Source organism: Kordiimonas sp. SCSIO 12610, assembly GCF_024398015.1.
Taxonomy (GTDB): domain Bacteria; phylum Pseudomonadota; class Alphaproteobacteria; order Sphingomonadales; family Kordiimonadaceae; genus CANLMI01.
This window is the reverse complement of the sequence record NZ_CP073747.1, coordinates 2,499,299-2,524,342: the sequence shown is the minus strand read 5'-3', so window position 1 is coordinate 2,524,342 and position 25,044 is coordinate 2,499,299. Positions and strand designations below refer to the sequence as shown.

Sequence of the window (25,044 nt, the reverse complement as noted above, 5' to 3'; positions counted from 1 at the left end):
TGATTTATTGGTCCTTGACATATTCAGGGGCAATCACTATGTTGCAACCGCATTTGGCAGGGTTTTGACATATGTTGAAGCGGCTTGTTTGCTACGTACCTTTGGTTGCTTTTTAAGGGGTGCAGAGATTGGCTGATAATAAAAAGCCTAGTGATTTGCTGGACCTTGAAGAACGGCTGAAAAAAGCGCGAAAAAGCGCCCATCCGGAAGAGGATGTTGATGTTGAGCAACAACAACGATCTGAAGCGATGGGAATTGCGTTTAAAATGGGTGTTGAGCTTGTTGTTGGTACGGCTATCGGTGGTTTGATCGGATGGGCACTCGATGATGTGTTTGGATCAAAACCATGGTTACTGATTGTGTTTTTGGTGCTTGGCTTTGCAGCGGGTATGATGAATGTAGTCAGGGATGCAAACAAATCACAGCAAGATGAAGAATAACCTGCCAGATAATAAGAATTTTGATTAATCTTAGTGTGTTGCACGAAAGATTTTAGAAAAGAGACAAACGCCGTGGCCCAAAGTCCTATTGATCAGTTCAAAATCAAACCTCTTGCACATTTTGAAATTGCTGGGATCGATGTTTCCTTCACTAATAGTTCACTGATGATGGTTGCTGTTGTAGCAGCAGTGACATTGTTCGTGATCGGTGGTTCAAGGAAAATCGCTGTTGTACCAGGCCGCTGGCAGATGATGGTTGAAATTTTTTACGATTTTATCGCAGGCATGATCCGCGATAACGTTGGCAAAGAAGGCAAAGCCTACTTCCCATTCATCTTCACACTCTTCATGTTTATTCTGGGACTTAACCTTGCAGGTATGATCCCTTATGCATTTACAACAACCAGCCATATCGCATTCAATTTTGCGATCGCGGCATTCATTTTCCTTGGTGTTACCGTTATTGGTTTTGCGAAGCACGGTATTGGGTACATGAAATTGTTTGCGCCTGCTGGTGTTCCTTTTTGGCTATTGCCATTGATTTTCGTTATTGAACTTATCTCTTATTGCACACGCCCAATCAGCCTCTCAGTTCGTTTGTTTGCGAATATGCTTGCTGGCCACATCATGGTTAAGGTGTTTGCAGGTTTTGTAATCAGCATTGCAGGGATTGGCGGCTTGGCAGCAGCGGGTGCTGTTCTTCCTTTCACTGTGAATGTTCTATTAACGGGGCTTGAGATATTGGTTGCTTGCTTGCAGGCATATGTATTTACGATTTTGACTTGTATCTATTTGAATGATGCGATGCACCCTTCACACTAGAGAGAAGTCAGGGACTAACTAACCTAATTTATACTATCACTATTGCTTATACAGAGAAGGATTTGAAATGGACGTAGAAGCAGCAAAAATGATCGGCGCTGGCCTTGCAACACTTGCACTTGCAGGTATTGGTATTGGTCTTGGTAACATCTTCGGTAGCTACCTTTCTGGTGCGCTTCGCAACCCATCTGCGGCTCCTAAGCAGTTCACAAACTTGCTTATCGGTTTCGCACTAACAGAAGCAACAGGCCTTTTCGCGCTTGTAATTGCCTTCCTTATCCTCAACGGCTAAGGCTAATAACTTAAAGCTTTGTTCAATAGAGCAGGGCTTTGGAATTATACGGCAGGGTAAGGCGAGCCTTACCCTTTTGGATTATAAGCAATGAGGCATATGATGGCCCAGGCTATTACAGAAGTACCACAGGAACAGGGCGGCTTACCGCAGCTTAATGTTATCAAGGACGGTAGTTATACCAACCAGATTGCATGGCTTATTTTGACGTTTGTTGTTCTTTATGTGGTGATCTCACGGATGGTATTGCCAAAGATTGGTAATGTCCTTCAGGAACGTGAAGAAAATATCGCTGGTAATCTTGATACTGCTGAGCGTTTGCGCAGCGAAGCCGAAGCTGTGAAAACAGCGTATGAAACGGCTGTTGCTGATGCACGTGCTAAAGCACAGCAAATCATTACTGATACCAAAGCAGACATTCAGGCGGAAATTGCCAAAGCTCAGTCTGAATTGGATACAAAGCTTGGTGCAGATGCGGAAGCGGCGGAAGCACGCATTCTTGCAGCCAAAGGCGAAGCGTTGGAAAGCATTTCCGATGTTGCGGCTGATGTTGCAAAGGATGTGATTGTAAAACTTGCTGGTGACATTAAAGTTACTGACAAGGCGGTTACAGACGCTGTTTCAACAGCACTTGATAGCGCGAAGGGAGCATAAGATGGCTGGTGATGTATGGTACGCTGACACTAGCTTCTGGGCAGGTGCTTCTTTCGTTGTGTTCGTTGGCGGCGTAATGGCAACCAAGGCACACAAAAAGATCGGTGAAATGCTTGATGATCGTGTTGAAGCGATCAAAACGCAAATCGACGAAGCGAAAACTTTGCGTGAAGAAGCTGAGAATTTACTTGGTGAATATCAGCGCAAGCAACGTGATGCGGAAAAAGAAGCTGCTGACATGCTAGAGCATGCGAAGGCAGATGCGAAAATCATGCTTGATGAAGCACGCGGTGACATTGAGGATATGGTTGCTCGTCGTACACGTGTTGCACAGGACAAGATTGCTCAGGCAGAGGCTTCTGCTGTTAAGGAAGTTCAGAAGGTTGCAGTAGACGCTGCGATTTCTGCGGCTTCGTCTGTGCTTGCTGAGAAGCTTCAAGGGCGTTCGGGCTCTGCAATCATTACAAAATCTATCGATGAAGTTGGTGATAAGCTTCACTAGTCATCTGATAGAAGACTATTACAAGAAGCCTCGCAGTTTTGCGGGGCTTTTTTTATTCTCTATCTAGCTGTTAAGCCAGTAATCGACTTCTTCATTAAACCGTGTTAGCGCGCCTTCAAAGCGCCCAAAGGTTAAGGTTTTATTCGCGCCTGTTTTCAGGCCGCTTTGGATCATCTCACCGAGTTCGAAATCTTCCATCAGGGTGTCCACGGTGATCTTGTGGTTTCGCAGCCAGTGATCTTGTTTTTCCGGGGTATTCTCGCTTGCTGGCACGAGTGTCGTTAGCTTTAATTCTGTTTTATCGGCCGAGATCGGATTGGAACTGATCCATGCAATATGATCATCCATAATAAGGAATTGATCAGTTGCAAATAGTGAATAGAGCACATTGCCATGCTCGCGAATATTCCATGCTTCTTGCGGGTGGTCATTAATATCCTTCAGCGAGTTTTTGGCGAGGAATGACCGCATATGATGTCCAAGCATCTCAAAACTTGATAAGTTATCAAGGAAATGCGGACCAATAGTATTCTTGTGGGCCACCTTGAAATGATAGGCTTCAATCCCACCTTCAACAAGGATTTTCCAATTACAGTTGATAGTGCGTGTTTCACTGTGTGCGACCGTGTGATCGCTCATTTTAAGCCAGTGAAAATCATCCTGTAGCGGGGCGATATAAGCTTTCGTATCGAAGGTGGAATCTGGGTCGGCAATCACCCAAATCAGGCCAAGGTCTTCCAGAACAGGCAATCGAACAAGCCCCTTGGTGGATTTGTCGAGGTCGGGAAACCCTTGCCTTTGGTGCGGGACACCTTTCAGCTTACCTTGATTATCCCACGTCCATGCGTGATACGGGCAGCTGAATGCACGTTTGCAGCCGGTATCTTCGCTTTCAATTTTGGCGCCGCGATGCCTGCAAACATTCAGGAATGCATGAACCTGCATGTCTTTGTCTCGTGTGAGAAGGGCAGGCAGGCCAGCGATATTGAGCGTCTTGAAGCTACCGGCCTCAGTAAGCTCGCAGGAATGCGCTGCTATCTGGGGTATGCGCTTGAAAATTCGCTGGTTTTCGTTCTCAAACCTTTGCGGATCGAAATAGATATCTACTGGGTACGTGTGAACAGTATCATCCAGAAAAAACGATTTGACCTCTGCTAATCCATGAAGCTCTTCGATAATTCTGATTTCTGTCTGACGGTCCATTATGAATTCCCTATCAAATACAACTTACCGACTGGTAAGTTTTTACTTTACGGTTGGTAAGTTGTCAAGCTTGTGTTAGGCAGAAGCTATGGTAAAGCAGACAAATTCAGCAAAAGACAAATTCATTGATAAGGCGTTGGAGCTATTCTCTGAGCGTGGTTTTGAGGCCGTTTCCCTTAATGATATCGCGAGCGAGCTTGGGCTTACGAAACAGTCGATACTATATCATTTTAAAACCAAAGAAGCCTTATATGCCGCTGTGTTAGAGGGGCTTGCAGATCGGTTTGGCCTTATTATGGATCAGGTTGAAAGTATGCCAATTGCTGGGGACGAAAAATGGTCGCTTCTGCTCTCTGCATTATATGATTATATGCAAACAGGGATATCGGATGCCCGTTTGATCATGCGTGAACTCCTTGATAACGAGGAAAGGGCAGCGGCTAGCCATAAATGGTATCTGCGTGATTTTTTAAATCAAAGCACAGTCTATATTGCCCAAACGGAAAAATGGAAGAATGCGCCCACAGGTGAACAGCGTGCTGCGGTCTATCAGGCAATTGGCGCTATTAATTATCTGGCGATATCGGGTGCAACGCTTTCTGCAATATGGGGGGCAGAAGACTTGGCGGATTTGAAAAAAGTATATTTGGACACTTTAATCGATAGACACACTTAGGTTTGTCGAATACTCAAGGTTCAGAAACATTGGAAAATAAACCACTTAAAGCAAGTAGGTGTTGAGTTACATGAGCATTACAATTTTCGGTATTAAAAACTGCGATACAGTTAAAAAAGCCCGTAAGTGGCTGGAGGCAGAGGGCATTGAGCATACATTTCATGATTTCCGCAAAGATGGCTTAACCGAGGGTATGGTATCTGCGTTTGTTGACGCGCTCGGCTGGGAGGCAGTTTTAAATCGCCGTGGCACCACATGGCGCAAGCTACCTGAAAGCGAAACAGACGGCGTTGATGAAGCGAAAGCAAAAACTTTATTGCTAGCCCATGATGCCCTTATTAAACGCCCAGTTTGGAAAAAGGGTGATGACTACCGTCTTGGTTTTGCCGCGAAGGATATGGAAACAATCACCGACTGGGTTAAAAGCTAATCATATTTGGGAAAGAGGCAATCATGCGAATACCGATTTATCAGGTTGATGCGTTCACCGATAAGCCATTTGGTGGTAACCCAGCAGCTGTGTGCCCACTCGTGGCCTTTCCAAGCGATGAATTACTGCAAAAAATAGCGATTGAAAATAACCTCTCTGAAACTGCTTATTTGGTTCGACTGGACGGGGATGAAGCGGACTTTCATTTGCGTTGGTTTACGCCGGGCACGGAAGTAACGCTTTGCGGGCATGCAACGCTCGCGAGCGCTCATACGGTTTTTAATCATTTGGCGTCAGAGCTGGATCAGGTGCGGTTTCAAACGCTCTCGGGTATTCTAACGGTCGATAGGGCCGAGCATGGTTTTACGATGGATTTCCCTGCGATTTCCTGTCAGCTTATGGAAACACCGTCGGGCCTTGGGACTGCCCTTGGTGCTGAACCTGCTCAGGTTTTCAAACCCGACGCCATCTATGAAGGTGCAGACCGCGATTTATTGATTGTGTATCCAAGAGAGCAAGCCGTGGCTGACCTTGCACCCAATATGGAAGCATTGAAGGCATTTGCACCCTATGGCTTTGTTTGCACAGCCAAGGCAGATAATCCTGATATTGATTTTGTGTCGCGTTGCTTTTTCCCCAATCATGGAATTGGCGAAGATCCGGTAACGGGTTCAGCGCATTCGCTGTCTGCGCCATACTGGGCGCAGACACTTGGTAAAAATAGATTGCAGGCATGCCAAATATCTGCGCGCAGGGGGGATCTTCTTTTGGAATTGAAAGGCGATCGTTTGAATATTACTGGGCAGGCAGTGGAAGTAATGCAGGGCACAATTTCCCTGTAATCAAACGCTGAATTCAAAGCCTAAATTCATACCATTATAAAATCTTAAATAATTTCCGAACCTTTTCTTCGCGTCTACCGTCTATAGTATGAGTAAAAGGAAAGGGTTCTATGGCAACTGCGCCTGAAAATAGCCGTACCGCTGAAAAGATATTGGTTCTTAAAGCGCAAACGGGTGACGTGAAAGCGTTTGAGGTGCTTTACCGTGCTTACCTGCCTTCGCTTGTTGGTTTCGCGCGCCGCTTAAGCGGCGATGATCACATGGCTGAGGATGCGGTTCAGGATGCATGGATAACCATCAGCAAAACCATCAATCGCTTAAAGGAACCCGAAAAGTTCCGGGCATGGGTCTTTAAAACGGTTCGGTGGCGCCTCATCGACCTCGCACGCCGAAAGGGCAAAGGCCTTGTTTCATTGGATGATGTTCAGGATGGTTTGGTAATACCTCATGATAGGGCAAGCATTGAAGCCCGTGACCTACGAACACTTATCAAGGCACTGCCAAGCGCAGAACAGGACGCTGTGTATCTCTTTTATCTGGAGGGGTTTTCGGTGAAGGAGATATCGGATGTCCTGAATGTGCCAATCGGAACGGTAAAATCACGGCTGAACCGGGCACGGACAAATCTGCGCGAAGCCTATATATATGACGAAAATAAATAATACCGGGTCACGACAGCCCAAAAAAGGAGAGAGATAATGACAAGTATTGATGAACGCATTAAAGCCGAGTTGGAAGCCGAAGCGAAAGAAATTGACGCGATGGTCGCAAGTGATGACGGCCTTCCAGGTATGCTTGCCAATAGTTTTAAGGGCGGTATGCGCCGCTGGGTTTGGCTGATCAACGTGGTGACATTTGCTATCACGATGGTGATGTTCTGGACTATCTATGAGTTCTGGTTCGCCCCTACGCTTGATGACCGCGTATTTTGGGGTATGTGGGTACTTTTGACCGCATTGATGCAAAGCATGGCGAAAATGTGGATGTTTAATGAAATGAACCGTCAGTCGCTCCTTCGCGAGATTAAAAGACTAGAGCTTGCACTTGAGCGATTAAGCGCTAAAATGCCTAATTAATCACTTATATTAATTAGGCATTGGATGAAAAATGACGTCGGTTTATGATTTTGAATGTGAACGCTTGAACGGTAACAAGCAAAGCCTTGATGATTATAAAGGCAAGGTCCTCTTGATCGTAAACACGGCGTCAAAATGCGGGTTTACACCGCAGTTTGAAGGGCTTGAGAAACTTTATGGTGACCTGAAGGAAAAGGGCCTTGAGATTTTGGGGTTCCCTTGCAATCAGTTCGGTAAGCAAGACCCGGGTACAAATGACGAGATCGGTGAGTTTTGCCAGATTAACTACGGTGTCAGCTTCCCCATGTTCGCAAAAATTGATGTGAACGGTGATGCTGAAGCGCCGTTATACACTCATCTCAAGAAGGAAAAACCGGGTGTAATGGGCACCAAAGGCATCAAATGGAATTTCACCAAATTCCTTGTGGACCGCGATGGTAAGGTGGTTAAGCGCTTTGCCCCCAATGATAAACCATCCAGTATCCGCGGTATTATTGAACGGTATCTTTAGGGATCGGATGATCTTCAAGGTAATCCTTGAATAAATGCGCTGAAAGGGCGAGGCCTTTGCCTTTCCCTTTTTTATGTTGAATAGCGGCGCTATTCAAAGCCACCACAGAATAGTTGCCATCTGCCTCATAAAGAATAGGGCTGCCGGAATCACCGGGCGCGAGCATACAATCATGGAACAGCAATGCCCCAATTTCGTGCTCGATCCTGCATGTGGGATTAGAGGTTTGCACATGCTGGCGCTGCTTGTGATAGCCAGATTGTAGGAAACGCTTATCAGTTTTGGATTTGGGTATCCCTATCAACGGCAAGGGTTTTATACTTAGGTTTTGTGTGAGGGTCAGAATGGCCCAGTCCCCTTCAATATTTCTATCATTAAGGGGCTGGTTTGGATCATAGCAACCTTTGGCGCGGATGCTGGCTATCCTGCCATGTGCGATAAAATCACCGCGGTCATAGCCTGCCAGGAAATGAAGTTCGTTCGGTAAGAACCAGCGTTTACGCGCCTTGAAATACAGGCAGTGGGCCGCTGTTAAAATATGCTTTGGTGTTATCAGGGTTGCGGTGCAGTGGCTGCGCCTATCGATCCCTGCGCCGTTCAAACGGCCAATCGCGGAAAATGGGTATTCGCGCGCATTTACCGTGATACGGTTCTCATCGAAATGTGCAATTGCCTTAGATTGTTGGTGGAATGGCTCTTCAGCTTTGGTGGGAATAACGATATCGTTCAAAGACAAAACCAGCGAAATAGAAATTATGCTATTCCGTATATGTTGCCCAACTTTCATGGTGTTTTAGCCAGCATATCTTTTAGCATATTGACCGTTCGTAAATTCCTGCCGGTGGCTTCAACGCCCAAGAGGCTTTCAAGCTTGGCGGCGAGTTTGGACCGCCCGATACCGTCTGGTGCATGAAGAAAAAAGGCTCTATTCGTTAGGGTGAAGTGTTCCGAAGGTGCGCACAGGGTCTTTATGCCATCCATGTCAGCATTTGTTGCTGGAGTTATTAGAAAATTGATGTGAACTGTTTTCGGATCAACATCTAATTCGTCATATGGGTTTTCGGCAATAATTTCTAAATAGGCTTCTGCGCTCAATATATGGATAGTAGGTCGAAACCCTTTCTCAGCTTCAATTCTGTCTTGAAGCTCGGTTTTTAGTGTATCAACACTATCACCTTCCCAGCCAAAAACAGCATTCCCGCTTTGGATGTAGGTTTGAATATCCCTGCATCCAGCGCTATCCATTATTGCCTTAAGGTCCTTCATTGGCAGCAAATTTTTACCGCCAACATTAATGCCACGAAAAAGAGCGATATAGTGTTTCATGCTATTCAGTATTTTCCGCAGCCTTCGCGTCGCTGACCATTTTACGAACATCGGCGCGTAGGGCCTCGGCGTCATAAACGATCCCATCCTTGATGGTCCATTTGATGCCGCCTACACGTTCAACCTCATTGGTTTTGTCGTTTAGACGCATGTGGCCAGTGCCATAAAGCACCTTCAGGTTATTGATAGGGTTCTCGTAAACAATCACCATGTCGGCGAGTTTGCCAACCTCGATGCTACCTAGCTCGTTATCCCGTCCAATCAGTTCAGCGCCGTTGAGTGTAGCGGATTTCATAACCTCAAGTGGATGAAAACCTGCTTCCTGTAACAGTTCCAGTTCACGGATATAGTCAAAACCAAACAGCTTGAAGATAAAGCCTGAATCGGACCCTGCGGTAACGCGGCCACCCCGATTTTTATAATCGTTTACGAAGGTCATCCACATTTCGAAATTATTTTTCCAATCGATTTCGTCCTTGGTTGTCCAGTCGAAATGGTAGGAGCCATGAAGGACACGGTTGGGCTGGAAAAATTCCCACACAGACGGCAGCGTGTATTCATTGTGCCAATCCGCGTTTCTTGCCCGCATGACGTCGCGGTTGGCCTCATAAATTGTGAAGGTCGGATCGAGGGTGAAATCAAGGCTCAAGAGCTCATCCATCACCTCGTTCCATTTATCGCTGCCGGGCTTTGCGGCTTGGCGCCACAGGCGGCCCGCTTCGCCGAAACGGTCTTGTTCATTCGCATAATTATAATCGAGCGGATAATCCTGCACTGTTCGGTCATCAAACAAGGCTTCGGGCAATCCGTACCAATGTTCCATAGAATTCAGGCCCCAGCGTGCGCTGGTTAGCACATTCACACGGGATACGGATAGTTGTGCGTGGTGAAAGGCCGTACGCAATTCCTGTTTTTTGGCTTCATCAAAGGCTGCTTCCAGAACCTTTGGATTGCCGCCAAAGAATTTGATCCCGTCAGCACCGCGCTTCTTAAGTCCCTTTACCCAATCGCGCGCTTGCTTGCCAGTTGCGAAATTTGTTGGGAACCCACAGTGTACCATTAGCCTTGGTGCTGTGATCTCATTCCTTGCTGACCTGCGTTTTTGACGGAGGGTGAAATCAGCACCCATACCGCAGGCCACCTCGCGGCTTGTGGTAATTCCGTGACCCATCCAAAGTTTGAAAATATAATCCATTGATGGCATGTCGCCCGTTAGTCCCCAAAGCGCGTTACCGATATGGCTATGGGCATCGATAAAACCGGGCAGGATGTAGGCGCCGTGCGCATCAATTTCATGGTCGCCCTTTTGGGGGCGTGCATTCTCATTAATCGGAACACCGGGGCTTCCCACCACATTAATCGACGTGATCTTGTTATCTTCAACGACAATATCGACAGGCCCAATTGGCGGTGCCCCCGTGCCGTCAATCAGATTTGCCCCCCTGATCACGAGACGCTTGAAGGGGCCTTGACTGATGCGACTTTCACGGGGGCTCGCTTCTTGTGGTAATTTCAGGCCCATCTCTGCGATGCGAGCTGCGCCTTCATCGCCTGGCAATATATCTTTGTCTTGTGCAAGTGTTGTTGTTGCAAGCGCGGAAGTAAGCGCAATTAATGAAACCCATTTTCTATATATTTTCATATCAACCCCGTTATGATACCCCTAAGAATAAGAAGTAGACCCAAATCCCATATGTTGGATTTTGAGGATTGAACCTTAATAAAGCAAGGGGAAACTACACTTATAGCGATATTATGCGGTGTTAGTTCAGGCTTGGGGCTTTGTGGGAAGAAAAGGGAATGGCTGGAACGTCAAAAGAGTTACCGAATTTTACCTCGAGGATAGCGTTTATCCTTGTTACGGCTGGTGCTGCTGTGGGGCTAGGGAATGTATGGGGTTTCCCATATGTTGCAGGCAAAAATGGCGGCGGCGGTTTTATGTTGATTTATCTGCTTGCGCTTACGTTCGTTGCAACGCCTGTATTGATGGCTGAACTTTTGCTTGGACGTATGGGGCGTGCAAGCCCGCCAACCGCGATGAGAAAACTTCAGCTAGAGGCCAGAAGGCCGGAGCCATGGTCTGTTATTATGTGGGCCGGCCTTGTTGGAAGCATCTTAATTTTGAGCTTCTATTCTGTAATCGCGGGGCAAGCGCTTTTTTACGGTTTTGAAGCAATGGTAGAGAGTTTCCATGGTTGGACATCCGAAGAGATAATCGCATTTGATGCTGGTTATAAATCAGATATTGTTTTAATGGCCTTTTGGTCTGCAGTGTTTGTTGGCTTAACAGCGCTTATTGTCTCCGCAGATGTTACAAAAGGTATTGAGCTCGCTGGTAAATGGCTAACACCAGTGCTGTTCGTCTTGCTTGTTATCATTGTTGTTTATTCGTCTATATACGGTGATATGCCAGCGGCATTAAATTTTCTGTTTGGTTTCGATCATTTGGTTTTAACGCCTGGTGTTTTCTTGGAAGCCGTGGGGCAGGCCTTCTTTACGATTTCTGTTGGGGTAGGCGGTATCATGATGTACGGCGCCTATATGGGGAATAATGTTAACCTTCCGAAAGCTGTTACCTGGATAGTGTTGATGGACCTGGGGGTTGCTATATTGGCCGGCCTGGCAATATTTCCGCTTGTATTTGGTGAAGGGGTTGATGCCGCAGCGGGACCCGGATTGATTTTTATTACTTTGCCAATTGTTTTTGCAAAAATTACTGGCGGCGGCATTATTTCTGTATTGTTTTTTGTGCTGCTGGCTTTCGCCGCGATTACGTCCTCCATATCCTTATTATCGCCAACTGTTGCGAGGCTTGAGGAAGCAGGCTGGAAGCGTGCTCATGCGGCTTGGGTTATGTCGATAATTGCGTTTTTCTTAAGCTTTCTGACGGTTCTTTCATTCAACGAATGGTCGGAATTTTACCCCTTGGCCTTCCTTGGCTTTGATGGGTTAACTGCATTTAGCCTGATACGAGAAGGGGTTAGTAATATCCTACTTCCACTTGTTGGTGTTGCATGTGCCATTATTGTTGGTTGGCGTATCAAGAAAGAGAGAATAATGGCGGCCTTGCCCATGCAGGAAACCAAATTATTTCAAGTATGGTATTTCTGCCTGCGGTTTATCGTGCCAATGGCCATAACGGCCTTATTTATTAATGCAGTTTTTGGAGGGTAAATCCTGATGCATCCAATCTATCAATCCCCTGATTTTGTGGAAACTAACGGTGTTGAACTTGCGGTATATCGGCACGGACCGGATCATAAAGCGACGGATAAGCCAGCGATTTTTTTTCTTCATGGTTTTCCTGAAATTGCTTACAGCTGGCGCGCACAGATGGAAGCGTTAGGCGATGCTGGGTATCCGGTTTTTGCACCTGATCAACGAGGATATGGTAGGTCGGATAAGCCTGAAGGTGTTGAGAATTATACAATGGCACATCTTATAGGTGACCTGGAAGGACTATTGGATCATTATGGGATTGAGCAGGTTGTGTTCGTTGGCCATGACTGGGGTGCGATTATATTATGGTCGCTTCCGCTCTACATAAATGACCGAATCCTCGGCCTCGGGGGATTAAATGTCGCTCATGTCGCTCATTACCGCGATGATCCGATCAAACTGTTTCGGGGTAAATTTGGCCCTGACATGTATATTGTTCGCTTTCAGGAGGAAGGGGCTTGCGAACCGATATTAGAGGCTGATGTTAGGGAAACTGTGCGTTTCTTCATGCGTGCACCTGGTGGCAAGCGCGATGCCGACCGTAAACCATCGAAGCAAACAGAAAGCCTCGATATGCTTGGTATGCTTCAAAAAGGCGAAGAGCACTGGGGCGGTAATCTATTGCTGGGTGAAGATGAAATGCAAATTTATATTGATGCCTTTGAGGCTGGTGGTTACACAGCCCCCTTACATTGGTACCGAAACATGGGGAATAATTGGCTCGCAGAAAAGAAACACTTAATAGATGGTGTTTTACCTGTTATTGAAAAACCAAGTCTCATGATCACAGCGGATATGGACCGCGCTTGCCCCCCTTATTTAGCAAAAGGAATGGAAGAACGCGTGACCCCGCTAACAATGGTGCATCTTGAAAATTGCGGCCATTGGAGCCAACAACAAATGCCCGATGCTGTAAACGGTGCAATTATAGAGTGGTTAGAAGAGCATTTTAAATAATGTCAGCTTCGATATTTTTTGAGGCCTTTATCATTTCGCTAGGGCTTCTGACGGCGATTGGGCCACAAAATGCGTATGTCCTCAGGCAAGGGCTGAGGCATCGCCATGTCTTTGCGGTTACGACAACAACCTTTCTTTCAGACACAATCATGATTTGTTTAGGGGTTTTGGGTGTTGGCATAACGCTTCAGAAATTTCCTTTGTTTTCAACAATTTTAGGGTGGGGCGGTGTCCTGTTTTTAGTTTGGTTTGCATTGATGAGTGTGAGGCGCGCGCTGAGCCCAGAGGTGGTTGACCAGAATATGATGGATGAGGCAGCAGGCAATGCAGCCGGACAGACTGTGAAGGTTGCTATTTTGCATGCTCTCGCATTTGCGTGGTTAAATCCATGGGCCTATGTGGATACAATGGCATTGCTGGGCGGTGTTAGCAGTAAATACCCATTTGGCGGCGGGAAAATTTCGTTTCTTCTTGGTGCCGTAGCGGCATCAGCAATCTGGTTTTATGGGCTTGCTATGGGGGCGAAAAAAATGGCGCCTCTATTTGCCAAAAAAGTTACCTGGCAGATACTTGATAGTTTAATTGCAATCATTATGTTGGCTATATCCATCACACTTGCAGTGCATCTTTTGCAGGGGTGAGGAATATTATTATCATTATTTTGGAGGCATTTCATGCAGCTCTTCGGTTTAAACCTATCCCCCTTTTATGAGCGTGTTGTTATTGGTCTTGAGCTTAAGGGCGCAAGTGACAAAGTTGAATTTGGCGGCTTGCCGCATGCGTTTGGTACGCCAGAAATCATGGCTGCAAGCCCAACGGGAAAAATTCCATATTTTGTTACCGATAGCGGTGATGTATTAATCGAAGGGCAGGTTATCCTCGAATATGTGGACGGTGTTCTAGATGGTCCTGATTTGTTGCCTGAAGATAGTGATGCGGCTGCGAACGCAAAATTACTTGCACGTATTTACGACATGTATGTCATTCCTGCACTTGGGCCAGTTTTGATGGCGCTTATTTTCCAGAAAAGAAATGATGAGGCGATCGAAAACGCAATGAAAGAAGCCTTGCCTAAGGCTCTTGACCTTCTTAACACATGTATGAGCAAGGTTGGTACACGTGCTGTTGGTGACGATTGGACAATTGCAGATGCTGCGCTTATCCCAATGGTGTTCCAATTGGATGTGTTTGCACGCCAGTTTGGTTACACTGGTTTTGGCGACCGTGCTAATATCAATGCCTGGTGGGATAGTATTAAAGATACGGACACAGTTAAAAATAGCCATGAGCGCATGATGACTGTTCTTAAGAAAATGCAGGCAAACGCAGGCTAATAAATTATAGTAAGCCACTGTTTGATCACATTTTTGAGCAGTGGCTTGCATTTTTGATCGCTCTCCATTTATCGTGTGGAATACATGGGGGTGATAGTAGGGGGAAATAAATGGCAAACTATACAGGTAGCTGCCTTTGTGGAGCCATTACCGCTGAAATTATTGCAGAGCCTAAGTGGGTTGGAAACTGCCATTGCCCAAGTTGTCGCCGTGTGTCGGGTGCTGCATTTGCTACATACGCTGGTTTTGATGCGGCCGCAGTTAAGTTTTCAGGCGATACTCCCAATACTCATAAATCAAGTCCCGGTGCCATAAGGCATTTCTGTAACGAGTGCGGAAGCTCGATCGCATTTGAAGGGGAAGCATGGCCTGAGGAAATCCACCTGCATATCGGGTTTATAAAGGAAGCAGACAGCCTGAAGCCAGAAACGCACGTGTACACTAAAACCAAACTTGAATGGCTGCATATCGATGAAGACGGCCTGCCTAAGTTTGATAAATTTTCTGATCAATAGTTAAATTGAACAATTTCCTTTATTGATGATCTGCTATTGCACGTCTCTGCTTGCTCGATGCTGTTTTCTCCTGTAACACATGGCATAATTTCGCGGTGGATCACCGACGTACACTTCAAAACAGACTATATAAGGACAAACTATCGATGGCCGCTTATCAATATGTTTATCAGATGCAGCGCCTTACCAAATCTTATCCGGGTGGTAAGCAAATTCTAAACGGCGTTTCTCTGAACTTTTTACCAGATGCCAAAATTGCAATTATCGGCCAGAACGGTGCTGGTAAATCAACCTTGATGAAAATCATGGCGGGGTATGATCCTGAGTTTGGCGGTGAAGCGTGGGCTGCTGACGGTGTGCGTGTTGGATACTTACCGCAAGAACCGGAACTCGATGAAAACCTGGATGTTATGGGTAATGTCATGCTCGGCCTTGCAAAAATGCAATCGGTTGTTGATGAATTTAATCAGGTTGCTGGCGATTACGGCATGGACCCCGAAAATATGGATTTGCTCACTAAAATGGGTGAATTGCAGGAACAGATTGATGCTGCTGACGCATGGGACCTTCAGGGGCAGGCTGAGGTTGCTATGGATGCACTTCGTTGTCCACCAGGTGACTGGTCAGTTGATAAACTTTCTGGCGGTGAAAAACGCCGTGTTGCACTTTGTAAGCTTTTGCTTGAAAAGCCTGAAATGCTACTTCTCGATGAGCCAACCAATCACCTCGATGCCGAAACAGTTGCATGGTTAGAGCGATATCTACAGAATTATAAAGGCTGTGTAATCCTGGTTACGCACGATCGCTATTTCCTCGATAATGTTGTTGGCTGGGTTTTAGAGCTTGATCGTGGTCAGGGTATCCCATTTGAAGGGAATTACTCTGCTTGGCTAGAGGCAAAATCCAAGCGTATGGCGCAGGAAGAGCGTACTGAAAAGTCTCGTCAGAAGGCGTTGGATGCGGAACTACAGTGGATCAGACAAAGCCCGAAAGCGCGCCAGGCCAAATCAAAAGCACGTATTAAAGCATATGACGAGCTTCTTAACGCTAGTAAGGAGTTTGCATCGGGCCCGGCGCAGATTAAAATTCAACCACCAGAGCGTCTGGGCGGTAAGGTTATCGAAGCGCGGGGTATTAGCAAGGCGTTTGGTGATAAGTTACTCTTTGAAAACCTAGAATTTTCGCTTCCGCCGGGTGGTATCGTTGGTGTTATCGGGCCGAACGGTGCTGGTAAAACAACATTGTTTAAGATGATCACAGGTCAGGAAACACCTGATGCTGGTGAAATGGAAGTTGGTGATACTGTCCAGCTTGGATATGTAGACCAGTCGCGCGATGCACTTGACCCCAATAAAAATGTTTGGGAAGAAGTGTCTGGCGGCCATGATATTTTCTATTTCGGTAAAAGCGAAGTGAATACCCGTGCCTACGTTGGTGCCTTTAACTTTAAAGGAACTGATCAGCAGAAAAAAGTTGGCCTTTTGTCAGGCGGTGAACGTAACCGCGTGCATCTGGCTAAAATGTTGAAAGAAGGCGGCAATGTTCTTCTGCTTGACGAACCAACCAACGACCTTGATGTGGAAACGCTCTCTGCACTCGAGGAAGCGTTAGAAAACTTTGCAGGCTGCGCTGTCGTGATCAGCCACGATCGCTTCTTCCTTGACCGCATAGCGACGCATATCCTTGCCTTCGAAGGGGACAGTCATGTGGAGTGGTTTGAAGGAAACTATGCTGATTATGAAGAAGATAAGAAACGCCGACTTGGTGCAGATGCGGATCAACCGCATCGGATTAAATTCCGTAAGTTTGAACGTTAAGTCTTCGGGTGTTAAAAAGAAAAAGGAGCCATTAGGCTCCTTTTTTGATGGAATGACGATTGTAAATCTACTTACTCATCGTCCTCTAATGCGTCAAAAAGGTCGTCTTCTTCCGATGTGTCTCGTTTTCCATTTCTAATTTGGAAATCACGTTGCTGCCTGTATGCCGCGCGCGCAAACGCATATGGATCATTTTCTTCATATAAAGATTCGATAGTTGAATGTAACCTTGCCCGCGTATCAATAACCTCTAGGGAAAGTTTGGCAAGGAGCAGTCCTTTTTCATCCAGACGATCGATCCCGATGTTAACCGGCTCCGCTGTAAAATCACCGATTGTCCCAAATGCATCGCGGCCGTTTGATGGGCCCAGGAATGGTAGAACAAGATAAGGGCCATCGTTCACCCCCCAGACCGCAAGTGTTTGTCCAAAATCCTCGCGCTGATATTGGATACCCATTTTATCGGAAACTTTGAAAATTCCGGCTAAGCCCACTGTGGTATTTATAGTGAACCGTCCAAGGGTAGTTGCAGCACCATTAATATCGCCCTGTAATATATTGTTTACGAAGCTCCAAGGTTCGGTGAGGTTGCGGAATATGTTTGAAATTCCTTTCCTTGGAAGCTCTGGAACGATTGTCCTATATCCAACGGCAACTGGCCGTGTAACGGCTTTATCAACAACACGATTGAACTTCCAAATAGCACGGTTGGTATTTTCGTATGGATCATTCACATCTGTATTGCCAGTGCTTGCACAAGCGGCTGTCAGTGATAGGAGTGCAGCAGTTATTGCTGTTTTTAACAGTGAGTTTTTTTGCATTATAATCTCATTATTTTCTCAATTTCCGAAAACTAGACCTACTTTTAAAATATGTCATTATTTTTCTGGCACACACGGACTTCAATATTGTGTGTGGTCTGTAAAATGAAGGCGAATTGGAATTGTCAAAAATCTTGGTAATTATTCTTTACATATATAAAGAAATCTTTATATTAAGAATTCTTTATAGAAAGAGATGCTATGGATACATTACTTACAACACTTAGAGCCGCAGGGGAAGGTACCCGACTGCGTATTCTTGTATTGCTCGGTGAAGGTGAGTTGATGGTTGGGGAACTTGTTCAAATTCTTGAGCAAAGCCAGCCCAGAGTATCCCGGCACCTTAAACTCTTAAGCGATGCAGGTTTAATTGATCGCTTGCAAGAGGGCACACAAGTTTTTTATCGACTGTCCGATCGTAAGATCGCTAAACAGTTTGTAAATTTTGCTTTCAATTTTGTTGATAGAGATAGTGAGGCGCTTGCGTCTGATGCTCGTGCAGCAAACTATATCCGGTCGCAGCGGTTTGAGCGAGCGCAGGCGTATTTTAAAGACAATGCAGATAGTTGGAATGAAATCCGCTCTTTGTATGTTTCCGAAGCGGAGGTTGAGGCCGCGTTGCTCGCGATGGTTGGTAGTCGAAAAGGGCTCGACATATTGGATGTAGGAACTGGAACGGGACGGATGCTTGAACTTTTCTCTCCGCTCGCGAGTTCTGCACTGGGGATTGATGTGTCGAGGGAAATGCTTGCAGTTGCCCGAAGTCAGCTGGCAGCAAAGCAATTGAACAACTGCCATGTGCAACTGGGGGATATGTATGATCTTCCGGTAAAGCCAGATAGCAAAGACCTGATCATATTCCATCAGGTACTTCATTATGCAGAGCAACCGCAAAAAGCTATCGCAGAGGCAGCAAAATCACTGAAGCAGGATGGTAAACTAATCATTGTTGATTTTGCCCCACATGACCGTGAATTTTTGCGTGATCAGCATGCTCATCGACGCTTGGGCTTTGCTGAGCAAGAAATGACAGGTTGGGCTGAGAAAGCAGATATCAAAGCAACCGATGTCAAATACCTGGATGGCGGCGAGTTAACAATCGTGCTCTGGTGTTTTGAAAAATAGATAATTTGTATTCCAGTATGAAATAGTAAACAGGCATAATCCAATGCAAACAATAAAAAAACCAATTGATACAATGGCTTCAGGGTCACTTTTGTCTGATATGGCTGGTGATGTGAATGTTTCCTTTGAATTTTTCCCACCAAAAACTGAGAAGATGGAAGAAACACTCTGGCATTCGATCAAAACATTGGAAACACTTAATCCAAGTTTTGTGTCTGTTACATACGGTGCTGGCGGTTCGACAAGAGAGCGAACCCATAAAACTGTAAAGCGGTTGCTCGATGAAACGAGCTTGCCGCCAGCTGCGCACCTGACTTGTGTAAGTGCGACAAAGTCAGAAGTGAATGAAATTATCGAGAATTACCATGAAGCAGGGGTGCGCCACATTGTTGCCTTGCGCGGTGATCCACCGACCATTGGTAAGCCCTATGGCGCTCATCCTGGGGGATACGAAAATGCGGCTGAATTGGTTGGCGGCATTCGAGAAATTTCCAATGATTTTGAAATCTCGGTGGCAGCGTATCCGGAACAACACCCCGATAGCCCAAACTTGGCAGCAGACCTTGAAAACTTGAAGCGCAAAGTTGATGCCGGTGCAACACGTGCTATAACGCAATTCTTTTTTGAGCCTGATAGCTATTTCCGCTTCCTTGATCATTGCAGATCATATGGAATTAACGTCCCGATTATCCCGGGAATTTTGCCTGTGACAAATTTTAATACGTTGAAATCCTTTGCGGGCGCTTGTGGTACAAGTATTCCAACATGGCTGCATAAAGTTTTTGAAGGACTGGATGACAGGCCCCAGACCCGCAGTCTTGTCGCTGCTACCGTCGCGGGTGAGATGTGTAAGCGGCTTTACGCCGGCGGCGTCCGTGACTTTCATTTTTATACCCTAAATCGTGCTGAACTGACCTATGCCATATGCCATATGCTTGGCTTGCGCCCATCGAGCCCGGAGGAATCGAATTAATGTTTGATATTCAGGAAAAATTAGAGAAAATAGCGTCTGAGCGTATTCTGATTATCGACGGTGCTATGGGGACAATGATCCAGAAAGAGGGCCTTGAAGAAGCGGATTATCGCGGTGAGAGGTTTGCTGATTGGCCAAGTGACCTTAAAGGTAACAATGATCTTCTCGTGATCACGAAACCAGATGTGATTGCTAAAATTCACGGCGAGTTTCTATCGGCTGGCGCTGATATCATCGAAACAGATACGTTTAACGCAACACGCATATCGATGGCCGATTATGATATGCAGGAATATGCCCGCGAAATTAATGTTGCGGGGGCCGCGCTCGCGCGCCGTGTCGCGGACGAATGGACCGCAAAAACGCCGGATAAACCGCGCTTTGTTGCAGGATCAATTGGCCCAATGAACCAATCGCTTTCAGTTTCCCCCGATGTGAATAATCCGGGTTACAGGTCCGTTAGTTTTGACGATGTGAAAGACGCCTACAAAGAACAGATCAGTGGTTTGATGGAAGGCGGGATTGATATTGTCCTTATTGAAACGGTGTTTGACACACTTAACGCGAAGGCCGCTATTTTCGCAGCTGAAGAAGTGTTTGAGGATATTGGCTACCGATTACCCGTTATGATGTCGTGCACCGTTACTGATATGTCGGGCCGGAACTTGTCAGGCCAAACAATAGAAGCTTTCTGGCATAGTGTGCGCCATGTGAAGCCATTTTCCGCAGGGCTAAACTGCGCATTTGGTGCAGATCTTTTGCGCCCGCACGCGGTAACGATTGCGGCGATTGCGGATACCAATGTTTGTGTGTTTCCAAACGCAGGCCTTCCGAATGAAATGGGTGAATATGATGAAACGCCTGAAACCATGGCTGGGCATTTGAAAGAATGGGCGGACGAAGGGCTGCTGAACATTGTCGGTGGTTGCTGCGGGACAACACCAGATCATATCCGTGCGATCTCAGAGGCGATTAAAGGTGTTAAACCCCGAACTGTTCCCATCATTGAGCCTGTTATGAAATTATCCGGCATTGATCCTGTTCAAATTGCAAACCTTGAGCCCATAACTGCCAGCGCTGCGCCAGCCGAGTAAAGATTATGACCAAACCTATCGCACAGTTTATCAATGTTGGCGAACGCACGAACGTTGCGGGTTCAGCCAAGTTCAAGAAGCTGATCTTTGAAGAAAATTATGAGGAAGCGATTTCGGTCGCCCGCCATCAGGTTGAAGGCGGGGCGCAGATCATCGACATCAATATGGACGATGCGATGTTGGATGCAGAAGCCGCGATGGAAAAATTCCTGAAATTGATTGCCGCAGAGCCAGATATCGCCCGTGTGCCTGTGATGATCGATAGCTCAAAATGGACTGTGATCGAGGCAGGCCTTAAGTGCGTGCAGGGTAAAGCCGTTGTAAATTCCATCAGCCTTAAGGAAGGTGAAGAGCCTTTCGTTGCTCAGGCGAAACAAATTATGCGATACGGCGCCGCTGTTGTTGTGATGGCATTTGATGAAGACGGGCAGGCCGATAGCATCGACCGTAAGTTCGAAATTTGTAAGCGCAGCTATGATGTGCTCGTGAACAAGGTTGGATTTCCGCCCGAGGATATCATCTTTGACCCAAATATTTTTGCAGTGGCTACAGGAATTGAAGAGCACAATAATTACGGCGTTGATTTTATTGAGGCAACACGCCTCATTAAAACCCATTTGCCGTATGCAAAGGTGTCGGGCGGGGTATCCAATATTTCCTTCTCTTTTCGCGGCAATAACCCTGTTCGCGAGGCCATGCACAGCGTGTTTTTGTATCACGCCATTCAGGCCGGTATGGATATGGGGATTGTGAACGCGGGGCAGTTAACCGTTTATTCCGATATTCCGGCTGACTTGAAGGAACGTGTAGAGGATGTGATCCTGAACCGAAGGTCAGACGCAACCGAACGCCTGCTTGATGTTGCCGATGAATATAAAGGGCAGGGCGGTACCAAACGTGTCGAAGACCTCTCATGGCGCGAAGCACCAGTTGAGAAGCGGATTGAGCATGCGCTTGTGAAGGGGATCGCCGATTATATCATTGAAGATACAGAGGAAGTTCGCCAGAAATTTGATCGCCCTATTCAGGTGATCGAAGGGCCGTTGATGGACGGTATGAATACCGTTGGTGACTTGTTTGGTTCCGGACAGATGTTCCTGCCGCAAGTGGTTAAGTCCGCGCGGGTGATGAAACAATCCGTTGCTTACCTTCAGCCCTATATCGAGGCCGAGAAGGAAGAGGGTGCCAAGGCAAAGGGCAAGATTGTCATGGCAACCGTGAAGGGCGATGTGCATGACATCGGTAAAAACATCGTCGGTGTTGTTCTCCAATGTAACAATTACGAAGTGATCGACCTCGGTGTGATGGTACCGTGGGCTGATATCCTGAAGGCTGCAAACGATCATGATGCAGATATAATTGGCCTATCAGGTCTTATCACCCCGTCTTTGGATGAAATGGTAACGGTTGCAGGCGAAATGGAGCGAAAGGGCATGCAAATGCCGCTCTTAATCGGCGGTGCGACCACAAGCCGTGTGCACACAGCCGTTAAAATCGCGCCGAATTATTCGGGGCCAGCAATTCATGTCTTGGATGCATCGCGTGCGGTTGGTGTGGCAAGCACCTTGATGTCCACTGACCTAAGTGATGGGTATGTCAGCGATATTAAGGCCGAGTATCATGATATTCGGGAAAAGCGCCTCGCAAAACCGAAGGCTGATCGTTTGGTAACAATAGAGGCCGCACGTGCGAACGCGGCCCAGCTTGATTTTAATGACCATACCCCAACCGAACCACAGTTTACGGGAACCAAGGTGTTTGCTGATTATCCGCTGGAGCGCCTCGTGGAGCGCATTGACTGGACACCGTTTTTCCGTACATGGGAACTTGCTGGCAAATATCCGCAAATCCTGGATGATGAGGTCGTGGGCGAAAGCGCGCGTAGCTTGTTTAAGGACGCGCAGGCGATGCTCAAGCAGATTGTGGATGAAAAGTGGTTAACAGCAAAGGGCGTTATTGGTTTCTGGCCTGCTGCACGCGACGGCGATGATATCATCCTGTACGGCGAAAGTGGGGGCGATAACATCAAGGGTACGATCCATTGTTTGCGCCAACAGATTGAAAAACGTGAGGGCCGCACGAATGATTGTCTCGCGGATTTCATCAGCCCCGTTGACGGCAAATCCGATTGGATGGGTGGATTTGTGGTCACGGCTGGCCACGGTATTGACGAGCATGTAGCGCGCTTTAAGGCAGCGCACGATGATTATAATGAAATTATGGTCAAGGCACTTGCGGACCGGCTAGCGGAAGCGTTTGCAGAACATATGCACGAGCGCGTGCGTAAGGAATTCTGGGGCTATGCGGCGGATGAAGCACTGGATAATGAAGAGATTATCAAGGAACGCTATAAAGGCATTCGCCCTGCGCCCGGTTACCCCGCGTGCCCCGACCATTCGGAAAAACCAGCGCTGTTTAACCTTTTAAACGCGCAGGAAAATACGGGTGTGGAGCTGACGGAAAGTTTTGCCATGACCCCAACCGCCGCCGTTTCTGGCTATTATTTCAGCCACCCGAAGGCGAAATATTTTGGCGTTGGAAAGGTGAACAGGGATCAGGTAGAGGATTATGCCAAACGCCGCGGTGTTACGATCGAACAGGCCGAGAAATGGCTCAGTCCGAATTTGGGGTATTGAGCTAGTTCTTCTCAAACTGCTAATATAAACAAATAGAGATTTAGTTATTGTTCTGGTCTCTATGCGTTTCAACCAAGAAGACTGATAAAGTTGAGGCAGCTCCAACTGCTAATTTTGCATGACGTGAAGTTAGGCCTCTTGTTTGTCCGGCTTTTCCATGACCAGTACCATATTTATTTCTAAGTTCAGCAATTCCGTATGCAACCGTAGCCAAGTTGCTCAAAAGTTTTCTAATTGAATCTGCCGCTTTTGTAGCGTCTGGAATATCATTAGGTGTCAGTTTTAATTCCCTGACTGTTGTTTTGACTAGTTTTGGAAGGTCGTCTCCATTGCCGAGGTTTATTTCTCGTTCTTGAAGAATTGTTTTGCAGCAAGATTCGATTAATTCCTTAGCTGTTCCGATGGCAAGACTTGGATCATTATGTACAGCCGCTTCCATTCGTGTTATTTGCTGTGTAACATAAACCAAATCTGTTGCACTCAGAGTATCTTTTGCTGCCGATAAAGCAGGTATCGTTGATGTCCCGATGTTTCTGCCTATGTAAATTGGCTTTCCTGAAATTCTGGCTCTTTCAGCGATTTCAAAACCATCATTAATTAAAATGTTATTGTAGATAGTTACAAGTTTCTGAGATGAAGTTACATCAGGTCTAACAACTGGATGAACAGTTTCTGCTAGGAACTTTAGTAATATTTCATCGTCACCATTCATCAGTGCAAATCGACGATCGTTGAATATCCAATGATCTTCCCAATCTGAATTGTTGACCCTATGTTGGAAAATATCTCCTTCAGCATCAGAGTACCTATAATCGGTTGAAGGTATTTGTTTCAAATTATACAAACGGGATAAAAATTCGGTTTCATCGAGCGAACCTGACCAATTGACTTGCTCGACAATCATTACATCAAACAAATCTCTTCGAGTTATTGGAGTTATTTTCATAATTTATGCTTATATTATTCAGACTACATTGAAGAAAAAGATATTAGATAAATCAAACAGGGGCGTAAATCATTTCAAGAGTAATTCCCAAAATACTTGTATCATTGAGTAAATTACCTAAAAATCTATAATGTGACATAAATATAAATGCAGGAGAAAATCATGGAATCCATCGACGTATATTGGTCCTTCAGGAGCCCATATTCCTATCTGGCGACGCCGGATTTGATGAAGCTGATGGAAGATTATGATGTATCGTTGCATTTGCGGGTTGTGTTGCCCGTGGCGCTTAGGGCCAAGAAAGCCTTATTTGATGCGTCCAACAAAAAGCCTGCGATGTATATTGTGATGGATAGCATGCGCCGCGCCGAGTATTTAGGCATGCCCATGCATTTCCCGCCAAAACCCGATCCCGTTAATCAGAACTATGAAACCTACGAGGTCGCGGAGGATCAATCGCTTATTCTACGCCTTGTGAAATTGGGCGTGGAGGCAGAACGCCGCGGCAAGGGCATTGCGTTCGCGAAGGAAATATCGCATCTCGTTTATGGCGGCACTGAAAACTGGGATCAAGGCGATCATTTGGCGCTTGCGACAGAAGCTGCGGGCTTGGACCTCGCGGATATGGACCGCGCGATCATGGACGGCGATCATATGGATGAAATCGAGCGCAACCATGAAACCCTTGAGCAAGCAGGGCATTGGGGCGTGCCGACAATGGTTGTACGCGGCGAACCCTTTTTCGGGCAGGACCGGATTGATACCCTTCGCTGGCGGCTAGATAAACTTGGCATCAAGCGCAAAAATTAAATTGAATAGCAGTTTGGCCGCGG

Annotated in this window: 28 protein-coding genes; 22 read left to right on the top strand and 6 right to left on the bottom strand. The window is 46.4% G+C overall.

Annotated elements, in window-relative coordinates; genetic code table 11:
• The first annotated feature begins 128 nt into the window (after positions 1-128).
• The 5 genes from KFF44_RS11930 to KFF44_RS11910 all read left to right on the top strand — a co-directional run bounded on the left by KFF44_RS11930 (position 129) and on the right by KFF44_RS11910 (position 2,710).
• Positions 129-440 (top strand): AtpZ/AtpI family protein, encoded by a 312-nt coding sequence (locus KFF44_RS11930; protein WP_255934510.1) that lies wholly within the window; start codon positions 129-131, stop codon positions 438-440.
• 72 nt (positions 441-512) lie between these two features.
• Entirely contained in the window at positions 513-1,262 is a 750-nt protein-coding gene (locus KFF44_RS11925; protein ID WP_255934509.1) for a F0F1 ATP synthase subunit A, read from the top strand.
• Between the two features lie 67 nt (positions 1,263-1,329).
• Complete coding sequence (locus KFF44_RS11920) at positions 1,330-1,554, top strand: F0F1 ATP synthase subunit C (protein ID WP_255934508.1); 225 nt, start codon at positions 1,330-1,332, stop codon at positions 1,552-1,554.
• 90 nt (positions 1,555-1,644) lie between these two features.
• Positions 1,645-2,208: a hypothetical protein gene (locus KFF44_RS11915; RefSeq protein ID WP_255934507.1), complete on the top strand. Its 564-nt coding sequence runs from the start codon at positions 1,645-1,647 to the stop codon at positions 2,206-2,208.
• Position 2,209: 1 nt separating this feature from the next.
• The gene (locus tag KFF44_RS11910) at positions 2,210-2,710 is read left to right on the top strand and encodes a hypothetical protein (RefSeq protein WP_255934506.1); all 501 of its coding nucleotides are present in this window, start codon (positions 2,210-2,212) and stop codon (positions 2,708-2,710) included.
• 63 nt (positions 2,711-2,773) lie between these two features.
• Here KFF44_RS11910 and KFF44_RS11905 read toward each other — a convergent pair whose 3' ends face one another.
• Positions 2,774-3,913: an aromatic ring-hydroxylating dioxygenase subunit alpha gene (locus tag KFF44_RS11905; RefSeq protein WP_255934505.1), complete on the bottom strand. Its 1,140-nt coding sequence runs from the start codon at positions 3,911-3,913 to the stop codon at positions 2,774-2,776.
• A gap of 88 nt (positions 3,914-4,001) precedes the next feature.
• Here KFF44_RS11905 and KFF44_RS11900 point away from each other — a divergent pair, with 88 nt between their 5' ends.
• The 6 genes from KFF44_RS11900 to KFF44_RS11875 all read left to right on the top strand — a co-directional run bounded on the left by KFF44_RS11900 (position 4,002) and on the right by KFF44_RS11875 (position 7,448).
• Positions 4,002-4,589, top strand: coding sequence for a TetR/AcrR family transcriptional regulator (locus KFF44_RS11900; protein ID WP_255934504.1), 588 nt, complete (start codon positions 4,002-4,004; stop codon positions 4,587-4,589).
• Positions 4,590-4,659: 70 nt separating this feature from the next.
• The gene (locus KFF44_RS11895) at positions 4,660-5,019 is read left to right on the top strand and encodes an ArsC family reductase (RefSeq protein WP_255934502.1); all 360 of its coding nucleotides are present in this window, start codon (positions 4,660-4,662) and stop codon (positions 5,017-5,019) included.
• A gap of 23 nt (positions 5,020-5,042) precedes the next feature.
• Positions 5,043-5,861 (top strand): PhzF family phenazine biosynthesis protein, encoded by an 819-nt coding sequence (locus tag KFF44_RS11890; protein ID WP_255934501.1) that lies wholly within the window; start codon positions 5,043-5,045, stop codon positions 5,859-5,861.
• Between the two features lie 110 nt (positions 5,862-5,971).
• A complete protein-coding gene (locus KFF44_RS11885) occupies positions 5,972-6,523 on the top strand; it encodes an RNA polymerase sigma factor (protein WP_255934500.1) in 552 nt (183 codons plus the stop codon).
• A gap of 36 nt (positions 6,524-6,559) precedes the next feature.
• Entirely contained in the window at positions 6,560-6,937 is a 378-nt protein-coding gene (locus tag KFF44_RS11880) for a DUF6768 family protein (RefSeq protein WP_255934499.1), read from the top strand.
• Between the two features lie 31 nt (positions 6,938-6,968).
• Positions 6,969-7,448 (top strand): glutathione peroxidase, encoded by a 480-nt coding sequence (locus KFF44_RS11875; RefSeq protein WP_255934498.1) that lies wholly within the window; start codon positions 6,969-6,971, stop codon positions 7,446-7,448.
• Here the strand turns inward: KFF44_RS11875 and KFF44_RS11870 are convergent.
• The 3 genes from KFF44_RS11870 to KFF44_RS11860 are packed head-to-tail and all read right to left on the bottom strand — an operon-like array spanning position 7,429 to position 10,296.
• Positions 7,429-8,178, bottom strand: a complete 750-nt coding sequence (locus KFF44_RS11870; protein ID WP_255934497.1) for a serine protease — start codon at positions 8,176-8,178, stop codon at positions 7,429-7,431. The genes KFF44_RS11875 and KFF44_RS11870 overlap by 20 nt on opposite strands.
• A 53-nt stretch (positions 8,179-8,231) precedes the next feature.
• Complete coding sequence (locus KFF44_RS11865) at positions 8,232-8,774, bottom strand: DUF1697 domain-containing protein (protein WP_255934496.1); 543 nt, start codon at positions 8,772-8,774, stop codon at positions 8,232-8,234.
• Between the two features lies 1 nt (position 8,775).
• Positions 8,776-10,296 (bottom strand): amidohydrolase family protein, encoded by a 1,521-nt coding sequence (locus tag KFF44_RS11860; protein WP_370691163.1) that lies wholly within the window; start codon positions 10,294-10,296, stop codon positions 8,776-8,778.
• Between the two features lie 278 nt (positions 10,297-10,574).
• Here KFF44_RS11860 and KFF44_RS11855 point away from each other — a divergent pair, with 278 nt between their 5' ends.
• The 6 genes from KFF44_RS11855 (at position 10,575) to ettA (ending at position 16,616) form a co-directional block, all read left to right on the top strand.
• Positions 10,575-11,948, top strand: a complete 1,374-nt coding sequence (locus tag KFF44_RS11855; protein ID WP_255934493.1) for a sodium-dependent transporter — start codon at positions 10,575-10,577, stop codon at positions 11,946-11,948.
• A gap of 6 nt (positions 11,949-11,954) precedes the next feature.
• The gene (locus KFF44_RS11850) at positions 11,955-12,950 is read left to right on the top strand and encodes an alpha/beta fold hydrolase (RefSeq protein WP_255934492.1); all 996 of its coding nucleotides are present in this window, start codon (positions 11,955-11,957) and stop codon (positions 12,948-12,950) included.
• Positions 12,950-13,591: a LysE/ArgO family amino acid transporter gene (locus KFF44_RS11845; protein WP_255934491.1), complete on the top strand. Its 642-nt coding sequence runs from the start codon at positions 12,950-12,952 to the stop codon at positions 13,589-13,591. Before KFF44_RS11850 ends, KFF44_RS11845 begins: the two co-directional genes overlap by 1 nt.
• A gap of 33 nt (positions 13,592-13,624) precedes the next feature.
• Positions 13,625-14,284, top strand: a complete 660-nt coding sequence (locus KFF44_RS11840; RefSeq protein WP_255934490.1) for a glutathione S-transferase family protein — start codon at positions 13,625-13,627, stop codon at positions 14,282-14,284.
• A 110-nt stretch (positions 14,285-14,394) separates the two neighbouring features.
• Positions 14,395-14,799, top strand: a complete 405-nt coding sequence (locus tag KFF44_RS11835; protein WP_255934489.1) for a GFA family protein — start codon at positions 14,395-14,397, stop codon at positions 14,797-14,799.
• A gap of 146 nt (positions 14,800-14,945) precedes the next feature.
• Entirely contained in the window at positions 14,946-16,616 is a 1,671-nt protein-coding gene (ettA, locus tag KFF44_RS11830) for an energy-dependent translational throttle protein EttA (RefSeq protein WP_255934488.1), read from the top strand.
• A gap of 71 nt (positions 16,617-16,687) precedes the next feature.
• Here ettA and KFF44_RS11825 read toward each other — a convergent pair whose 3' ends face one another.
• On the bottom strand, positions 16,688-17,437 hold the full coding sequence (locus KFF44_RS11825) for a VacJ family lipoprotein (protein WP_255934487.1): 750 nt from the start codon (positions 17,435-17,437) through the stop codon (positions 16,688-16,690).
• A gap of 201 nt (positions 17,438-17,638) precedes the next feature.
• Here KFF44_RS11825 and KFF44_RS11820 point away from each other — a divergent pair, with 201 nt between their 5' ends.
• Genes KFF44_RS11820 through metH form a run of 4 tightly spaced genes read left to right on the top strand, consistent with a single transcriptional unit; the run spans position 17,639 to position 23,265 of the window.
• Complete coding sequence (locus KFF44_RS11820; RefSeq protein ID WP_255934485.1) at positions 17,639-18,562, top strand: metalloregulator ArsR/SmtB family transcription factor; 924 nt, start codon at positions 17,639-17,641, stop codon at positions 18,560-18,562.
• 43 nt (positions 18,563-18,605) lie between these two features.
• Entirely contained in the window at positions 18,606-19,535 is a 930-nt protein-coding gene (gene metF / locus KFF44_RS11815) for a methylenetetrahydrofolate reductase [NAD(P)H] (RefSeq protein WP_255934483.1), read from the top strand.
• The gene (locus KFF44_RS11810; protein WP_255934481.1) at positions 19,535-20,629 is read left to right on the top strand and encodes a homocysteine S-methyltransferase family protein; all 1,095 of its coding nucleotides are present in this window, start codon (positions 19,535-19,537) and stop codon (positions 20,627-20,629) included. The genes metF and KFF44_RS11810 overlap by 1 nt, the downstream gene beginning before the upstream one ends.
• A gap of 5 nt (positions 20,630-20,634) precedes the next feature.
• Positions 20,635-23,265, top strand: a complete 2,631-nt coding sequence (metH, locus tag KFF44_RS11805; protein ID WP_255934480.1) for a methionine synthase — start codon at positions 20,635-20,637, stop codon at positions 23,263-23,265.
• Positions 23,266-23,305: 40 nt separating this feature from the next.
• Here the strand turns inward: metH and KFF44_RS11800 are convergent, their stop codons facing one another.
• Positions 23,306-24,211 (bottom strand): abortive infection family protein, encoded by a 906-nt coding sequence (locus KFF44_RS11800; RefSeq protein ID WP_255934479.1) that lies wholly within the window; start codon positions 24,209-24,211, stop codon positions 23,306-23,308.
• Positions 24,212-24,373: 162 nt separating this feature from the next.
• On the opposite strand from KFF44_RS11800, the gene KFF44_RS11795 reads away from it, so the two are divergent.
• Positions 24,374-25,021: a 2-hydroxychromene-2-carboxylate isomerase gene (locus KFF44_RS11795; protein WP_255934478.1), complete on the top strand. Its 648-nt coding sequence runs from the start codon at positions 24,374-24,376 to the stop codon at positions 25,019-25,021.
• The last annotated feature ends 23 nt before the right edge of the window (positions 25,022-25,044 follow it).

Bases quoted from the DNA above. Each gene is read 5' to 3' on its own strand.
- KFF44_RS11820 (WP_255934485.1), top strand. From the start codon at position 17,639: ATGGATACATTACTTACAACACTTAGAGCCGCAGGGGAAGGTACCCGA.
- KFF44_RS11855 (WP_255934493.1), top strand. From the start codon at position 10,575: ATGGCTGGAACGTCAAAAGAGTTACCGAATTTTACCTCGAGGATAGCG.
- KFF44_RS11905 (WP_255934505.1), bottom strand. From the start codon at position 3,913: ATGGACCGTCAGACAGAAATCAGAATTATCGAAGAGCTTCATGGATTA.
- KFF44_RS11840 (WP_255934490.1), top strand. From the start codon at position 13,625: ATGCAGCTCTTCGGTTTAAACCTATCCCCCTTTTATGAGCGTGTTGTT.
- KFF44_RS11895 (WP_255934502.1), top strand. From the start codon at position 4,660: ATGAGCATTACAATTTTCGGTATTAAAAACTGCGATACAGTTAAAAAA.
- KFF44_RS11910 (WP_255934506.1), top strand. From the start codon at position 2,210: ATGGCTGGTGATGTATGGTACGCTGACACTAGCTTCTGGGCAGGTGCT.
- KFF44_RS11810 (WP_255934481.1), top strand. From the start codon at position 19,535: ATGTTTGATATTCAGGAAAAATTAGAGAAAATAGCGTCTGAGCGTATT.
- KFF44_RS11800 (WP_255934479.1), bottom strand. From the start codon at position 24,211: ATGAAAATAACTCCAATAACTCGAAGAGATTTGTTTGATGTAATGATT.
- KFF44_RS11860 (WP_370691163.1), bottom strand. From the start codon at position 10,296: ATGGGCCTGAAATTACCACAAGAAGCGAGCCCCCGTGAAAGTCGCATC.
- metH (WP_255934480.1), top strand. From the start codon at position 20,635: ATGACCAAACCTATCGCACAGTTTATCAATGTTGGCGAACGCACGAAC.
- KFF44_RS11865 (WP_255934496.1), bottom strand. From the start codon at position 8,774: ATGAAACACTATATCGCTCTTTTTCGTGGCATTAATGTTGGCGGTAAA.
- KFF44_RS11890 (WP_255934501.1), top strand. From the start codon at position 5,043: ATGCGAATACCGATTTATCAGGTTGATGCGTTCACCGATAAGCCATTT.
- KFF44_RS11915 (WP_255934507.1), top strand. From the start codon at position 1,645: ATGAGGCATATGATGGCCCAGGCTATTACAGAAGTACCACAGGAACAG.
- KFF44_RS11795 (WP_255934478.1), top strand. From the start codon at position 24,374: ATGGAATCCATCGACGTATATTGGTCCTTCAGGAGCCCATATTCCTAT.
- KFF44_RS11835 (WP_255934489.1), top strand. From the start codon at position 14,395: ATGGCAAACTATACAGGTAGCTGCCTTTGTGGAGCCATTACCGCTGAA.
- KFF44_RS11875 (WP_255934498.1), top strand. From the start codon at position 6,969: ATGACGTCGGTTTATGATTTTGAATGTGAACGCTTGAACGGTAACAAG.
- KFF44_RS11825 (WP_255934487.1), bottom strand. From the start codon at position 17,437: ATGCAAAAAAACTCACTGTTAAAAACAGCAATAACTGCTGCACTCCTA.
- ettA (WP_255934488.1), top strand. From the start codon at position 14,946: ATGGCCGCTTATCAATATGTTTATCAGATGCAGCGCCTTACCAAATCT.
- KFF44_RS11885 (WP_255934500.1), top strand. From the start codon at position 5,972: ATGGCAACTGCGCCTGAAAATAGCCGTACCGCTGAAAAGATATTGGTT.
- metF (WP_255934483.1), top strand. From the start codon at position 18,606: ATGCAAACAATAAAAAAACCAATTGATACAATGGCTTCAGGGTCACTT.
- KFF44_RS11845 (WP_255934491.1), top strand. From the start codon at position 12,950: ATGTCAGCTTCGATATTTTTTGAGGCCTTTATCATTTCGCTAGGGCTT.
- KFF44_RS11900 (WP_255934504.1), top strand. From the start codon at position 4,002: ATGGTAAAGCAGACAAATTCAGCAAAAGACAAATTCATTGATAAGGCG.
- KFF44_RS11920 (WP_255934508.1), top strand. From the start codon at position 1,330: ATGGACGTAGAAGCAGCAAAAATGATCGGCGCTGGCCTTGCAACACTT.
- KFF44_RS11880 (WP_255934499.1), top strand. From the start codon at position 6,560: ATGACAAGTATTGATGAACGCATTAAAGCCGAGTTGGAAGCCGAAGCG.
- KFF44_RS11850 (WP_255934492.1), top strand. From the start codon at position 11,955: ATGCATCCAATCTATCAATCCCCTGATTTTGTGGAAACTAACGGTGTT.